We start from the raw sequence: 15120 nt of genomic DNA on the forward strand, positions 1-15120 counted from the left end.
CTGTCAGCTGTCGATGTCAGGCAGCCTAGTGAGGAAAACACATGATCGTTCGCAATCTCGAAGAAGCCCGCAGCACCGATCGTCTGGTCAAGGCCGAGAATGGCAACTGGGATAGCACGCGCCTGCTGCTCGATGAAGATGGTGGCAAGTGTTCGTTCCACATCACCCGCATCTTTGAAGGCACCGAGACCCACATCCATTACAAGCATCACTATGAAGTGGTGTATTGCATGGAAGGTGAGGGTGAAGTCGAAACCCTGGCCGATGGCAAGATCTGGCCGATCAAGCCGGGCGACATCTATATCCTCAACGAGCACGATGATCACCTGCTGCGTGCCACCAAGACCATGCACCTGGCCTGTGTGTTCACCCCGGGCCTGACCGGCAAGGAAGTCCATCGTGAAGATGGCTCCTATGCACCTGCCGAAGCCTGATACCCTGTCTCGACGTGAGTGAGGCGCGAAGCGTCTGACCTCAAAGGGACAAGCGTCATCCAGAAAGCCCCGTAGCCTTGCTGCGGGGCTTTCTGCGTCGTGGTGGTGAGAAACCGCTCCGTGAGGTTGCCGCGCAGCAGAACGTGCAGGGGTTTCCACGCTCAATTATCGTTAGTGGTGCGCAGCTTGCCGGCTCTGCCTGTCAACAGTCGAGACGAGTATGCTCAAGTACGAACATGCGGTTATATCTCCTGGAAATTCCAACGAGGCAGTAGGCCATGGCAGATTCCACCCCAAAGACGACCCTCGCGCCGGGTGGCCGGCCCGGCTTCAGGCCGGCGGCGCCTCATCCGCGTGAAGAAGAGCGTCTCAATAGTCTGCATTCTCTGCATGTATTGGATAGTGACCATGAAAAGCGCTATGACGATCTGACGCGCCTGGTCGCTGATATCTTTGATGTGCCCATCTGCCTCGTATCGCTGGTGGATGAAGACCGCCAGTGGTTCAAGGCCCATTGCGGGCTGGATGCACGACAGACGGGCAGGGATCTCGCCTTCTGCGCCCACGCGCTGCATGAAGAGCGCTTTCTGGTCATCAATGATGCGCGCCAGGATGAGCGCTTCTTTGATAACGCCCTGGTGACGGGGCCACCGCATGTCTGCTTCTACGCGGGTGCTGTTCTGCGTGACAGCAGCGGCCTGCCGCTTGGGACTCTGTGTCTGATCGACCACAAGCCCCGCCAACTGGATACGGCACAGCTGGAGCGGCTGGAGCGCTGTGCACTGCTGGTCGAGAACGAGCTCATCCAGCGTGATGCGCTGCTGGCAGAGCGCGCACGCGCCACCCTGCAAGCCAATATCGACCCGATCACCGGCTACAGTCTGCGTCGCCGCTACCTGCAGCGAATGACGGCCTGGCTGCAGGAGCGCGCCAGTCAGGGGGAGCTGCAGGTCATCCTGGTCAAGCTGCAGAACGCCGAAAGGCTGCGCAAGCAGCAGGGCGTCGACTTCTACGAGGGCGTGCTGCAATCCCTGTCCCACCAGCTCAATGAAAACTTCGATGACGAGGGTCTGCTCAAGGGACGCGTCAGTCACGACACCCTGATGGTCCTGTTGCCGCGTGACCAGGCATTGCACGGCATGCGCTGGCATCGCTTCGTGGAGCAACCCTGGCTGCTGCATCTCTCCGCCAACAGCCGGCCTGATCTGTTGATCGGGGCGGGCACCTTCGTAAGCGACAGCATGTCAGCGGCGGAACTGGTCGAGGTGGTGGAAGAGGAGCTTGCCTGTGCCAGTGAATGGGCGCCAAAAGAGAAGGGCGTCCAGTTCGCGGATCTCACGGACAACCTCAATCTGCGCCTCGAGATGAACAACCGCTTTGCCCAGGCGCTGCGCGACAATGAGCTGTGCATCCACCTGCAGCCCATCGTCACTGCGGGCAGCCAAGGCCTCAGCGGCCAGGAAGTGCTGCTGCGCTGGCAGGACACGAACCGCTGGATCACACCCCATCAGATGTTGCGCATCGCCAGACACGCGGGGCTGGATGAGGAGCTCGATATCTGGGTGCTGCGCAGAAGCTGCGCCTTGCTCAGCCATTGGCTGGCGACCAGGAAGGGCAACGACAGCCTGTTGCCGCTATCGCTGAACATCACGGCGTCGCGCTTGATCGAAACCGAATACATGGATGCCCTGCGTCGTGTCCTGCGCCTTTACCGGCTCAAGGGGGATTGCCTGCGCCTTGATGTCAGCGGTGTCGAGAGCTTTTCCGCGACGCCTGAGCCATTGGTGCTGGCGATGAAATCGCTGGCCAATGACGGCATCAGCTTCTGTGTCGACCGTTTCGGCCCTGAGCATGACAGCCTGCGCCTGTTGAGCATGCTGCCCATCACCAGCGTGAAACTGCATCCGCGCTGGATCAGTCTGTTGCAGACGGATCCACGTCAGGCGCGCCTGCTGAAAGCCTGGACGGCAGCCTTGCATGTGTTGGAGATCTCCGCCGTGGCAGTGGGTATCGAACACTCACGCCAGCGCCAGACCATGATTGATCTGGGCTTTGACCAGTTGCAGGGATACGCCTTCGGAGAGCCCATGGCGCCAGAAGAGGATTACGGCAAGTGGCTGTCCAAGGTGGAGACATCGCTCGAGCAGCATGCGGGTGACTCCGCCGCCTCATGAGGGTTGGGCTGTCAGGTGCTGGAACCGACAAGGCTGGCGCTATCAAGGGGTGAAGCTATCAGGCAAGGCTTGAAGCCTTCAGGGGCTCATGTCATTGCCGCGCACGAGCTGTCATTTCGGCTCGGTTGCCGGTGAGTCACAGGGACAGCGCTGAAATGCCAGGGTGATACTGGCGGCTTCCAGGCCCAGTTTGCGCATCGAGGTCCGGTTCAGGATGCGACCATCCGGCTGCAGATACATCCAGTCATCCATGCTGAACTCCCAGGTACTGTCGTCGATCGGTACCTGAAGCACGTAGTTCATGCGCAAGGCGTTACCGCGGGTCGTCGCTGTCGCTTCGCCCGTCACATCCGCCGCTCGACCAATCCATTGGCGATCACCCGCCGGGGTAAAGGTCCAGCGGCGGTGTTGCGTCTCGCCATCGGCATAGACGAAGTCTTCCTCCAGAATCAGCTGGTTGCCTTGCATGCTGCCGATGACATCGACCACGAACCGCCGCGTCACCTCGCCACGGTAATCCTGCACCATGCCCCAGCCACGTGTGTGACCCAGGAAGTAGTCGTCGATGCGAAGCTCAGGGCCGCTGCCCGCGTAATCCTCTATCTGTGGTCCGCTACAGGCTGACAAGCCCGCTGCCATGATCATCACGGCTGCGCGGCCGCTGATACGCTGAAGGCGTCGAATGCCGCTGTGAGCGAATCCAGAGGTTGCTGACAGGCAGGACGGGAAGGAGGGCATCGCTGACTCCGGTTCGCGCCGACCCGTGAGTCATCACGGCGCGCGGCAAGGTTGAGTGACAAGATGAGCGGTGTGGGTCACATGTGGCCCGAATTATTCTACAACACTTGTGCATGAATGCTATCAAGGATAAGTTTGTTCGCGCTCTTGGGCAACGGGCTGTTTGGCACTTGGAATCTGGCAAATTGGCTCGGAGTGTCTGATGGGAGTTCAAGTGGATCGTGATCATTGCCGTCGCTGATGCAAGCCGACAGGTTCAACTCGCTGGACTTGGCCCGACGGCTCGACTTGATGGACCTGACCTGATGGATCAAGGCAACTGACTCTACGGGCGCCCAGGATCACTGATGTAACCCGCATACCCTATGATTCGTATAATATATATTATGTTAAATACGCTAGTTCGTGAGCGAGCTCAAGCCGTATACGTCGGTGCCTTGTTCATCCGGGCTGTGTACGTCAATGCTTGAGCGTCGATCTTCAGGCGCCTAGGCACCTGACCTCCTCCGCGCGAATGTCAGCTTCTGCATAGCTGCTTGTGAACCTCAGGTTCTGCTTGTCATTAAAGTCAGTCGATAAAGTCAGCCGATGGAGTCAGTCGACGTTCCCGCCTATCTTTTGCTGAGTGGCCTGCATTTGATCAGTTTGGCGACAGTCTGACTCGCTGTGCCGGCGGGCTCGCATCCGAGATCGTGTCACTGCCATGCTGTGATCCCGCGCTGATGATGCAGTGGCATCCTGAACAATGCGCAAACAGTGAGGTCTGGCTGTGCAAACTGCCGCGAAGATTGCCCCTGTCTGGAGGCTGGATTCCATCAAGGTTTTCGTCACCTGAAGGCGACGCAAGCCAAGCTGGCGTTATATCTCCAGCCGGCTGACAGCGGCCCTGACCCACGCCTGGCGGGAGCTCGTGTGGCCTGTCCTCGACTGGCGACAGAAAGTGATCGCTACGTTGGTGAATCGCAGGAAATGGCTCGGCGTCAGGTGCTGAAACATGGACAGTCACCATTCGGGCTACGTATGATCGCCCCCAGTAACGCTTCGGTGCTAGAACGCCCAAGCTATACAAGGGAATACCCAGGCATCGTCGGATCAGTGTGCTGACTGACTGACGATGGACAAGAATTATGTCTGCCGTTCACACAGGATGTAGAGCGGCAGCAAGGCTGAACAGGAACCTTCTCCCCTATGCTGATCCGCAAGCTGCTATTGCCTGTTACCTTGACCAGTGTCGTCGTCATGGCCGGCTGCGTCCCGGCACAACCGCAACCGCAGAAACCGGTATTGACGCCAGATGCCTTTTCACAGCGCATCGATGCCCTGCAGGAACAGCTGGCAGGCCAATGCAACGTCCAACAGCAGCAACTTGCCGACCAGCAGGCGCTGAGCCGCTCTCTGCGTCGTGACGTGCGAGAAGTCGGCAGTCAGCTGCGTCAGATCCATGCCGAGATGGAACAGCCCGCACAGCCGCAGGCCGTGGAAGCCTGCAAGGCCGTGACCGACAACCCCATCCTCGACAAGACCCTGCTTGGGCGCGTCGAGTGGGTCGGCTTCCCGACCATCAGCAGCTACTTCAAGGCACGCATCGATACCGGTGCCAATACCTCGTCGCTGTCGGCGCGTGATATCACCGAATTCGAGCGCGACGGCGCCAAGTGGGTCAAGTTCAAGCTCGCGCTGCGGGATGACGGCAAGTATTTCGTGTCAGGCGATCGTGACAAGTGGGTCGAAGCCCAGGTCAGCCGCACGGTGACCATCATCCAGGCCTCCGGCCGCGAAGAGCGTCCCGTCGTCAGCCTGCTGATGACGCTGGGTGACATCAAGCAGAAGGTCGAGTTCACCCTCAATGATCGTCGTGATCTCACCTATCCGGTATTGCTGGGCCGCCGCTTCATGATGGACATCGCTGCGGTGGACGTCAGCCGTACCTTCATCAATGCACGTCCGGAGTACCCGGGCAGTGCACCCAGTAACGAAGCGGCCAAGGACGAGGACCCGAACGAAGGCAACCGCGACTGAGTGGCAAGCGCCCTCCTGTCTCCTCTGCCCGGCTTCGCTGCCTGACATGGCTCGGTGCTCCACCGAGCCATCATGACTGCTCCAGACATTTCAAGGACTCCCATGTCGCGTTTTGCTTTCTATCTTCTGGTCGGCCTGTTGATGCTGATCGGTGTGGGCCTGACCGCCTATCGCCATATTTCGTTTGATGTGCCCTGGGTGCCCGGTGCACAGCAGAAAGTGTGGGATATCGAAGCCCAGGTGGCCTTCACGGCCACTGGCGGTCCGGTCAAGGCGTCGCTGGCGCTGCCGGAAAACCAGAAAGGCTACAGCGTCCTGACCGAGAACACGGCGTCCTCGGGCTTCGGGCTGTCCTATCTGGATGACCTGCCGGGCCGTCGTGCCGAATGGTCGATCCGTGAAGCGGCAGGCTCGCAGCTGCTGTATTACACCGTGACCATGCTGGAGTCCGACAACGCGACGCCTGCGGCCATCAAGCGCCTGCCGGCCCCTCAGGAAGTCTCCTGGGAGCGTCCCTACGATACCGCCGCGGCCCAGGTCATCGATCAGGCCCGTGAGCGCAGTGCCGATTCGTTCACCTTCGCACGTGAGTTGATCAAGCAGTTCGACAATCAGCGTCAGGGCGAGAATGCGCGCCTGCTGCTGACCCAGTTCGAGCGTCCCGAGCTCATGCTGCGCCTGCTCAATGAGGCCGGTGTCAGTGCGCGTCTGGTCAGCGGCCTGAGCCTGGAAGACGGTCGTCGTCGCCAGACGGTCTCGTCCTGGTTGCAGGTCTTCGCCGAAACGCCGCGAGGCAATGAGGCGGTGGATGTCGAGGCCGCCGACGCTGAAGACATCAATACCGACTGGGTGCTGATCAACCCGGAAACCGGCAAGCAAGGTGAGCCGGACAACCTGCTGCTGTGGGAAGGTCGTGGCGCGCCGATGCTGGAAGTCGAAGGCGGCGTGAATTCCCGTGTCAGCTTCTCGATGATCCGTCACAACGAGCCGGCGGCCGTCGCGGTACGCAACAAGCTGGCCAATGACGAGCTGCTCAACTTCTCGATCCACTCCCTGCCGCTGGAAGAGCAGGCGCTGTTCAAGACCATCCTGCTGATCCCTATCGGCGCGCTGGTCGTGGTGCTGCTGCGTGTACTGGTCGGTCTCAAGACCTCCGGTACCTTCATGCCGGTATTGATCGCCCTCGCCTTCATCCAGACAAGTCTGGTGACCGGCTTGATCGGCTTCCTACTGATCGTCGCGACGGGCCTGGTGATCCGCAGTTACCTGTCGCGGCTCAATCTGCTGTTGGTGGCGAGGGTCTCGGTGGTGATCATCACGGTGATCGCGATCATCTCCATCTTCTCGGTACTCGCCTATCGCTTCGGCCTGAACGCCGGCCTGACCATCACCTTCTTCCCGATGATCATCCTGTCGTGGACCGTCGAGCGCATGTCGATCCTGTGGGAAGAGGAAGGTCCCAAGGAAGTGCTCAAGCAAGGTGGTGGCAGCCTTCTGACCGCTGTGCTGGCCTATCTGGCGATGAACAACCCGTGGGTGCGTCACCTGACCTTCAACTTCCTCGGTCTGCAACTGGTGCTGATGGCCTTCATCCTGCTGCTCGGCAACTACACCGGCTATCGTCTGCTGGAATTGCGCCGCTTCAAGCCGCTGACGGAGGATTGAGATGCTCTCGTCATGGCTGAATCGCTGGTCGCGCAACTGGACCACGCCGGGCGCCTTGCGCGCCCGGGGGGTTGTCGGCATGAATCGCCGCAACATCGGGTATATCTCGAAATACAACGACCGCCGCCTCTATCCGCTGGTCGATGACAAGCTGCAGACCAAGCTGCTATGTCAGAAGTATGGCCTGGCCTCGCCGGAGATGATCGGCAAGGTCGCCAGCCAGTTCGAGGTCGAACGTGTCGTCGACATGGTGCGCGATCACGCGGGCTTCGTGATCAAGCCGGCCAAGGGCTCAGGCGGCAAGGGGATCCTCGTCATCGAGCACCATGATGGCGAAGAGTATGTGAAGCCCAGCGGCGCGCGCATCACGCGTGCCGACATGGAGCGCCACGTCTCCAACATCCTGTCAGGGCTCTATTCGCTGGGCGGCTCTCCGGACGTGGCGCTGGTCGAAGGCTTGATCTCCTTCGATCAGGCCTTCGCCGAGTTCACCTATGAGGGTGTGCCGGACATTCGCGTCATCGTCTTCAAGGGCTATCCCGTGATGGCGATGATGCGCCTGTCGACGGCGGCCTCGGATGGCAAGGCCAACCTGCACCAGGGCGCGGTCGGTGTCGGGTTGGATATCGGCAGTGGCTGGGCGGTGCGCGGCGTGCAGTACGATCGCCCGCAGTTCGCGCACCCTGATACCGGGCACGATATCTTCTCGCTCAAGGTGCCGCAGTGGGACACCCTGCTCGAGCTGGCTGCCGGCTGTTACGAGATGACCGGGCTTGGGTATCTGGGCACCGACATGGTGCTGGATCGTCGCCATGGCCCGATGCTTCTGGAGCTCAACGCCCGACCTGGGCTCGCCATCCAGATGGCCAATGGCGAGGGCTTGCGCAAGCGGCTCGAGCTGATCGAGCGTCAGCCCGACGGCGTGCCGGTCGCCGAGCGTGTCGCCTTTGCGCGCAAGCACTTCTCGCGCAGCAAGGAAGATGTCGCCAATGTCGGCATGGCGCCCATCGCGGACTGATGTCGGTCCCGAATGTTTGCTGACCGATGCCTTGGTTGATCGACCGCTCCAGCGTCTGGAAAGACAGAAACACCCCGCCTTGGCGGGGTGTTTCTGTTTGGTAAGTCGCAAGCGAAGCCTCGGCTCAGCCGGGGTCCATGCTCAACATCAGGCGACTGCCATTGGGCACCACCGGTGAGCGATGGATCAGCCCTCGCCCTTCGTTGCCCGGCCAGCACTCGCCCTTGAGCAACGCCAGGCTGCCCGGACGCAGCTCATGTATCTCGCCGGGGGCCAGGCAGATGTCCTGATGGCCGGGTTGGCCGTGGCCCAGCGCCAGTCTGTCGGCGGCATGTTCCGGCAACCACTGGGTGCCCGGGCCATCGTAGGTCGTCACCAATCTGACTGGGATGCGATCGACATGAAAGCGCGGGCACATGGCGCTCTGGGTCATCTCCAGTCGCATGCCGATATCCTTGACCTCGAAGAGTTCGCCCATGGCCTCACCCAGCACGCAGATGTCCTCTATCAGCGCAGCCCCGGCATCCGGTGCCGGAAGGTAGCGCTCCAGCGCCTCACGCAGATCACTGATCGGGCCGCGCCAGCGCATGCGCAGCGGGTAGGCACCCGAAGATTGAGCCTTGACCGCCAACTTCAATGCCGCATCGATGCGGCGTTGCATCACGGCCAGACTGATGTCGGGATCGAAGATCGCCCCCAGGTCATGTGCCTCGTGACCGATATGCCAATGGGCCGCGGGCCTTGGCGCCGACGCGAGGGTCGAAGGTGACGAACTGGCTGCCAGGCGTGTCTCGGGCCGTGTGTGAAGGGGTGGGTGCAGCGCCTCGAACTGGGCCATGAAATCCTCCTGTCAGGGATGGTCGCGGGTCTATCCCGCGACCAGAAAGCGATAATTGTTATGTTATATCATATTGATGGCTTGTCCATGCTTTCATGTCGGCCCCTGCGCCGTGCGTTGCCTTTGAGTGACTCACGCAGCCCCGATGCCTTTGCCGGTGGCCCGTCATGGCCCATTTGCCCTAGAATAAGCATCTGGTCATTCAGGCTGCGCGCTGACGCACTTGCCCTCATCGCGCTTGACGCCTTTTGACATCCGGGATTCACGACACTCAGGATTCTTCATGCCAGAGCCACTTTCGCTGATCGACCAGGCCGAACGTCAATGTCTGGCGCGCGGTGTGCGATTTACGCCGATTCGGCGACGTGTACTGGAAATGATCGCGACCAGTCATGGCGCACTCAAGGCGTATGACCTGCTGGATCAGCTCGCCAAGGAACATGGCGCTGCCCGCCCTCCCACGATCTATCGTGCACTGGACTTCCTGCTCGAACAGGGCCTCGTCCATCGCATCGAATCACTCAATGCCTACCTTGCCTGCCACTGCCCGGAACATCAGCACGGCTTTCAGCTGTTGATCTGCCGCGGCTGCGGTCGTGTCGAGGAAATGCATGATGACGATCTCGGTACTCGGCTAGTCGCCAGCGCCGATCGCTATGGTTTCTCGATCGAACGCCAGACCATCGAACTCGAGGGGCGTTGCCAGGATTGCACCTCTCAAGCAGCTGCCATGGCAGAAAACGCTCAGTGAACGGCGCTTGCGAGCGCTTTTGATACGATATAACATTTGCTTCCCACGGAGGACGTCACATGCTGGACATCCGCATCTCACAGGCTCAAGTCGTCAACGAAGGCACCATTTCCACTCAGGATGTGGGCATCAAGGACGGGCGTATTCACGCCATCGGCAGCGACCTGTCTCACCTCGATGCACGTGAAGTGATTGATGCCGCCGGCCGCCATCTGCTGCCGGGCATGATCGATGATCAGGTGCACTTCCGTGAGCCGGGCCTGACCGCCAAGGGCAACATCGCCACCGAGTCTGCCGCTGCCGTGGCCGGGGGGATCACCACCTTCTTCGACATGCCCAACGTCAAGCCGGCGACCCTGGACAGCGATGCACTGGAAGCCAAGTTTGCCGTGGCGGCCGGTCGTGCCCATGCCAACCACGCCTTCTATCTGGGTGCCAGCAACGACAACCTGGAAGCGATCAAGACGCTGGATCCGAACCAGACCTGCGGCATCAAGATCTTCATGGGCGCCTCTACCGGCAACATGCTGGTCGATGATCCGGAGATTCTCGAAGGCATCTTCAAGCATGCACCGACGCCCATCGTCACGCATTGCGAAGACACGCCGATGATTCTCGAGAACGAGGCGCGCTGGCGTGAGCGTTTCGGGGAAGACGTGCCCTTCTCCGAACACGGCCTGATCCGCTCGCGCGAAGCCTGCATCAAGAGCTCGCGTCTGGCGATCGACCTGGCGACCCGCAACGGTACCCAGCTGCATGTCCTGCACCTGACCACCGCCGAGGAAATGGCGCTGTTCAAGGCCGGCCCGATGAAGGGCAAGCAGATCACCGCCGAAGTCTGCGCGCACCACCTGTGGTTCAGCGACGCCGATTACGACACCCGTGGCAGCCTGATCAAGTGCAACCCGGCAGTGAAGACCGCCGAAGACCGCGCCGCCCTGCGCGCTGCCGTGATGGATGGCCGTATCGATATCATCGCCACCGATCACGCGCCGCATACCTGGGAAGAGAAGCAGAACCCGTACTTCAAGGCGCCTTCCGGCCTGCCGCTGGTGCAGCATGCCCTGCTGTCACTGATCGATCAGGTACAGGACGGCATCTATGACCTGGCGACCCTGGTGCAGAAGACCAGCCACAACGTGGCGGATCGCTTCTCCATCGTCGATCGCGGCTACATCCGTGAAGGGGCCTTCGCAGATCTCGTGCTGGTCGACCTCAATGGCGAGACCAGCGTCACGCGTGACAACGTGCTCTACAAGTGTGGCTGGAGCCCCTTCGATGGCGTGACCTTCAAGGCGCGTATCGATGCGACCTTCGTCAACGGCGTGAAAGCCTATGACGGCAAGACCGTCAATCCGGTGGCCAACGGCCAGCGACTCTCGTTCAACCGCGGCTGATGGCGGTCCTGGCGTGCCGGTTCTCGGCACGTCCTGCCCGCATCATGCCGTGATCACTAGCAAAGGAAGTGGTGTCATGAGTATGCATGCGGGCTCTCCCCTGTCGTCTCGCCAAGTGTTGTGTGAAAAGCTGCTGTCCCGGGTCCAGCGCACGCTGGGTCCGCGGGCTGCGCGTGCCCTGCCGCTGAGTGTGCTGGGCGCGCTTGCCGCGTTCGCGACGCCTGCCGCCCACGCCCAGGACAGCGCCCCTCTGCATGTGGCCGTCAGCGTGCCGCCCATCGCGTGGATGGTCGATCAGCTGGCCGGTGAGCATGTCGAGATCACCACGCTGGTCAAGCCGGGCGACAGCCCGCACGCCTACGACCCGACCCCGCGCCAGGTGGCCGAGCTGTCGACGGTTCCGCTCTATCTCGCCATCGGCGTGCCCTTCGAGCAGGTGTGGTTGCCGCGCCTGGTGAAGAACAACGCCGAGATGCAGGTCGTGCATCTGGAAGGGGGGCTCAACACACGCCACTTCGGCAGTGGTGAGGCGCATGACCATGGGCATGATGAAGCGCATGCTCATGAGCAAGAGCATGATGAGCATCACGGCGCGCATCACGATGATGAGCACGACGATCATGCCGACCATGATGAACACGGCGAGCATCACGGCGAGCACGAAGGTCACGAAGAACATCACGCCGAGCACCACGATGAGCATGCTGATCATCATGAGCATGGTGCCCAGTATGACGAGGATGAGGACCTCGGCGAAGCCGACCCCCACCTCTGGCTGGACCCGCAGCGCATGCAGACCGTCGTCGAGCGTGCCGCCGAGGTGCTCGAGGCACGCCTGCCGCAGCATGCCGGCGAGATCGATGCCAATGAGCAGCGTCTGCTCAAGACCCTGAGCGAGCTGGATGCGCAGATCGCTCAGACGCTGGCGCCCTACAAGGGCCGCAACTTCCTGATCTTCCATCCCAGCTTCGGCTACTTCGCGGACCGCTACTCGCTCGAGCAGCATGCCATTGAAGTCAGTGGCCGTGAGCCCACGCCGCGCGAGATGGCCACGCTGATCACGCGTGCCAAGGATGAGAACATCGGCACCATCTTCGTCTCGGGGCAGTTCTCCCAGACGGCGGCCAAGCGGATCGCCAGCTCGCTGGAGGCCGAAGTGGCCGTGCTGGACCCGCTGGCAGAGGACTATCTCGACAACCTGAAGCACGCCACCGAAGCGCTGAAGGCGGGTTTCGAGTTGACTGACAGCCAGTAATTGCCGGCCGGGTATTGCGCATATCGTCTGTTCTTGCACAATGCCCTGCCCCATCGAAAAGTCAGACGGGCGCTCATGCGCCCGTCTGCGTTGCAACGAGGTACCTTACGTCATGGTCAGCCCCATCTCCGTTGCGCACCCGCGCACGGACAGCCATCCGGAGGCGTCAGCCACCGGGCGCAGTGTCGGACCGGTCTTTCGCCCGGTGCCGGCAGATGCACCGGATGCCATTGATATTCGCGGCGTGACCTTCCGGTATGGCGAGCAGGTCATTCTTGACGATGTCGACTTTCAGGTCGGCGCGCGCGAGATAGTGGGACTGATCGGGCCCAACGGTGGCGGCAAGAGCACGCTGCTCAAGCTGATACTCGGTCTTCACAAGCCGGCGGCTGGCTGTGTCCGTGTGCTGGGGCGCTCGCCCAAGGCTGCCGCGCGCCATATCGGCTATGTGCCGCAGTTTGCCAACTTCGTGAAGCGCTTTCCCATCCGCGTGGAAGATGTCGTGCTGATGGGGCGTCAGGGGCGTCGTCGTCAGTGGGGACCCTGGCCACGCGCGGACCGTGAGGCGATCGGTGCGGTGCTGGAGGAAGTCGGCATCAGTCATCTGCGCCGTCGGCATATCGATGCCCTCTCCGGCGGTCAGCTGCAGCGTGTGCTGATCGCCCGCGCCCTGGCGGCCGAGCCTCAGCTATTGCTGCTGGATGAGCCCACCGCGAGTGTCGACAGCGACGGCGAGCGCTCCCTGTTCGAGCTGTTCAATCGGCTGGCCAACCGCATGAGCGTGGTGGTGATCAGTCACGATCTCGGTTTCATCAGCGACTACGTCGATCGGGTCGCCTGCCTCAACCGCAAGATGATCGTCCATGACACCGAGACGCTCACCGCTGAATCGATCGAGCGGCTCTATGGTGAAAACGTCCAGATGATCCATCACCATCACTGATGTCGCGGCCAGTGACTGTCCGTCTGGCCTGTTTCACTTCCTTCACGTCGCCCGCTCTGCGCTCTAGGCTTACATTACATGAATTTCATCACCGCCCTGGGCAGCCAGGATTTTCTCCAGAACGCCCTCTTCGCCGGTCTGCTGGCCAGTCTTGCGGCCGGTCTGGTCGGCCCCTATGTCGTGGTACGCCGCATCGGCTATCTGGCCGGGGGTATCGCCCATACCGTGCTTGCCGGCATGGGGATCGCCTACTTCATGGGCGCAAGCCCGCTGGTCGGCGCCTTCATCAGTGCCATTCTCGCCGCCCTGCTGATCGGTTACATCAGCCTCAAGGGCTTTGATCAGGAAGACACCGTCATCGGTGCGCTGTGGGCCATCGGCATGGCCACCGGCATCCTGTTCATCAGTCAGACCCCGGGTTACAAGGTCGACCTGATGAGCTATCTGTTCGGCAATCTGCTGCTGGTGCCCGCGGATGCCATCGGCACCCTGGCCTGGATGGTGGGAGGCCTGGCACTGGTGTTGCTGCTGGTGCATCGCCCGCTGACCGCGGTGATCTTCGATGAAGAGTTCGCGCGTCTGCGGGGCGTGCCGGTCAAGACGCTCTACCTGCTACTGCTGGTGATGGTGGCGATCACCGTCGTGCTGCTGTTGCAGGCGGTGGGTTTGATCATGGTGCTGGCCTTGCTGTCCTTGCCTGCCGCGCTTGCCGGTCATCATGCCCGCTCACTGGGCATGATGATCGTGATCGCGAGTCTGGCGGCCATGGCCTTCACCACCGGCGGCCTGGCGCTCTCCTGGCAGTTCGACCTGCCCGCCGGCGCGACCATCGTGCTGGTGGCCGGTGTCGCCTACCTGCTGTCGCTCATCTGGCGCAGCGCCCGTGGCGGACTGCGTCGCTGATTCGCGGCTTGTGATATTGAATACTGCGTGAGCCCCTGCCAGCGTGACATGACGCTTGAGGGGGCTTCGATATGAACTCTGCAAGGAAACACCCTCAATGGCACAGGATGGACTGCTCAAGTCGCTGGAGAATGCCGACGTCGGCGAGAAGGTCGCGCTGGAGGCGCTGATCGCTGCCTTGCCCTGGAATGGCGACGGCCTGATTCCCGCCATCGCGCAACAGCATGACAGCGGCGAGGTATTGATGATGGCGTGGATGAACGCCGAAGCCCTGCGCGAGACGCTCTCCACCGGTCGCGTGTGCTACTTCTCACGCTCGCGCAGCAAGCTGTGGCGCAAGGGCGAGAGCTCGGGCCAACAGCAGAAGCTGGTCAGTACGCATCTGGACTGTGATGGCGATACCCTGCTGGTCAAGGTCGATCAGACGGGCCCTGCCTGCCATACCGGCCGCAAGAGCTGCTTCTACTGGCGCCTGGATGCTGAAGGTGCCGAGATTACCGATGCACCGATCATTGATCCGAACACCCTGTATGGCAACGCCTGAACGTCGCCACTCCCTCAGGCGCGGCGTGACGTCGGTCATGACGCGCCTGCTGACCGGCTTGCTGCGCGGCTATCAGCTGGTGCTCAGCCCGCTGCTGGGGCCGCGCTGTCGCTTCTATCCTTCCTGCTCCAGTTACGGACTGGAGGCCATCAAGGTGCATGGGCCCCTCATGGGGTGCTGGCTCACGGCCAGGCGTCTGTCACGTTGTCACCCACTGGGTGGGCCGGGTGGCGTGGACCCCGTGCCACCGCGCAAGGATCACGCCTCGTCTGCCAGCTGCTGTGATGCGCATGATCAGGACGACGCGCCCAGGCCTTGAGGGCATACGCCTTGTGAGTGACTGGGTCGAGTGCCCTGCGAGCGGCGGAGTCTTGCGGCTGGCTGTGCGCATGTGAAGTGTTTCTGTGTTATTATTCACATGTGTATGGCGTCAGCTGTGAC

Annotated in this window: 14 protein-coding genes; 12 read left to right on the forward strand and 2 right to left on the reverse strand. The window is 61.4% G+C overall.

Features of this window, described 5'->3' with window-relative positions; genetic code table 11:
- Positions 1 to 41: 41 nt before the first annotated feature.
- A complete protein-coding gene (locus MSG32_RS05115) occupies positions 42 to 434 on the forward strand; it encodes an ectoine synthase (protein ID WP_043334232.1) in 393 nt (130 codons plus the stop codon).
- A gap of 278 nt (positions 435 to 712) precedes the next feature.
- On the forward strand, positions 713 to 2608 hold the full coding sequence (locus tag MSG32_RS05120) for a sensor domain-containing phosphodiesterase (protein ID WP_248378252.1): 1896 nt from the start codon (positions 713 to 715) through the stop codon (positions 2606 to 2608).
- Positions 2609 to 2719: 111 nt separating this feature from the next.
- Here the strand turns inward: MSG32_RS05120 and MSG32_RS05125 are convergent, their stop codons facing one another.
- On the reverse strand, positions 2720 to 3235 hold the full coding sequence (locus tag MSG32_RS05125; RefSeq protein WP_248378254.1) for a DUF3833 domain-containing protein: 516 nt from the start codon (positions 3233 to 3235) through the stop codon (positions 2720 to 2722).
- Between the two features lie 1299 nt (positions 3236 to 4534).
- On the opposite strand from MSG32_RS05125, the gene MSG32_RS05130 reads away from it, so the two are divergent.
- From MSG32_RS05130 to MSG32_RS05140, 3 genes are all read left to right on the forward strand, one after another.
- Complete coding sequence (locus MSG32_RS05130) at positions 4535 to 5365, forward strand: ATP-dependent zinc protease (RefSeq protein WP_054556656.1); 831 nt, start codon at positions 4535 to 4537, stop codon at positions 5363 to 5365.
- 102 nt (positions 5366 to 5467) lie between these two features.
- On the forward strand, positions 5468 to 7030 hold the full coding sequence (locus MSG32_RS05135) for an inactive transglutaminase family protein (protein ID WP_248378256.1): 1563 nt from the start codon (positions 5468 to 5470) through the stop codon (positions 7028 to 7030).
- 1 nt (position 7031) lies between these two features.
- Positions 7032 to 8048 carry an alpha-L-glutamate ligase-like protein gene (locus tag MSG32_RS05140; RefSeq protein WP_043334235.1) on the forward strand — a complete coding sequence of 339 codons (1017 nt, stop codon included), beginning with the start codon at positions 7032 to 7034 and terminating at the stop codon, positions 8046 to 8048.
- A 124-nt stretch (positions 8049 to 8172) separates the two neighbouring features.
- On the opposite strand, the gene MSG32_RS05145 is transcribed toward MSG32_RS05140, so the two are convergent.
- On the reverse strand, positions 8173 to 8886 hold the full coding sequence (locus tag MSG32_RS05145; RefSeq protein WP_248378258.1) for a DUF1826 domain-containing protein: 714 nt from the start codon (positions 8884 to 8886) through the stop codon (positions 8173 to 8175).
- A 283-nt stretch (positions 8887 to 9169) separates the two neighbouring features.
- On the opposite strand from MSG32_RS05145, the gene MSG32_RS05150 reads away from it, so the two are divergent.
- The 7 genes from MSG32_RS05150 to yidD all read left to right on the forward strand — a co-directional run bounded on the left by MSG32_RS05150 (position 9170) and on the right by yidD (position 14998).
- The gene (locus MSG32_RS05150; RefSeq protein ID WP_248378260.1) at positions 9170 to 9637 is read left to right on the forward strand and encodes a transcriptional repressor; all 468 of its coding nucleotides are present in this window, start codon (positions 9170 to 9172) and stop codon (positions 9635 to 9637) included.
- A 59-nt stretch (positions 9638 to 9696) separates the two neighbouring features.
- The gene (locus MSG32_RS05155) at positions 9697 to 11034 is read left to right on the forward strand and encodes a dihydroorotase (RefSeq protein WP_248378261.1); all 1338 of its coding nucleotides are present in this window, start codon (positions 9697 to 9699) and stop codon (positions 11032 to 11034) included.
- A 76-nt stretch (positions 11035 to 11110) separates the two neighbouring features.
- Positions 11111 to 12289: a zinc ABC transporter substrate-binding protein gene (locus MSG32_RS05160; RefSeq protein WP_248378271.1), complete on the forward strand. Its 1179-nt coding sequence runs from the start codon at positions 11111 to 11113 to the stop codon at positions 12287 to 12289.
- 112 nt (positions 12290 to 12401) lie between these two features.
- On the forward strand, positions 12402 to 13232 hold the full coding sequence (locus tag MSG32_RS05165) for a metal ABC transporter ATP-binding protein (protein ID WP_248378273.1): 831 nt from the start codon (positions 12402 to 12404) through the stop codon (positions 13230 to 13232).
- 78 nt (positions 13233 to 13310) lie between these two features.
- Positions 13311 to 14135: a metal ABC transporter permease gene (locus tag MSG32_RS05170; RefSeq protein WP_043334239.1), complete on the forward strand. Its 825-nt coding sequence runs from the start codon at positions 13311 to 13313 to the stop codon at positions 14133 to 14135.
- A 97-nt stretch (positions 14136 to 14232) separates the two neighbouring features.
- Positions 14233 to 14679, forward strand: a complete 447-nt coding sequence (gene hisI, locus MSG32_RS05175; protein ID WP_248378275.1) for a phosphoribosyl-AMP cyclohydrolase — start codon at positions 14233 to 14235, stop codon at positions 14677 to 14679.
- Between the two features lie 37 nt (positions 14680 to 14716).
- Complete coding sequence (gene yidD, locus MSG32_RS05180; RefSeq protein ID WP_248378277.1) at positions 14717 to 14998, forward strand: membrane protein insertion efficiency factor YidD; 282 nt, start codon at positions 14717 to 14719, stop codon at positions 14996 to 14998.
- The last annotated feature ends 122 nt before the right edge of the window (positions 14999 to 15120 follow it).

This window comes from Cobetia sp. 1CM21F, from assembly GCF_023161745.1.
GTDB lineage: Bacteria > Pseudomonadota > Gammaproteobacteria > Pseudomonadales > Halomonadaceae > Cobetia > Cobetia amphilecti.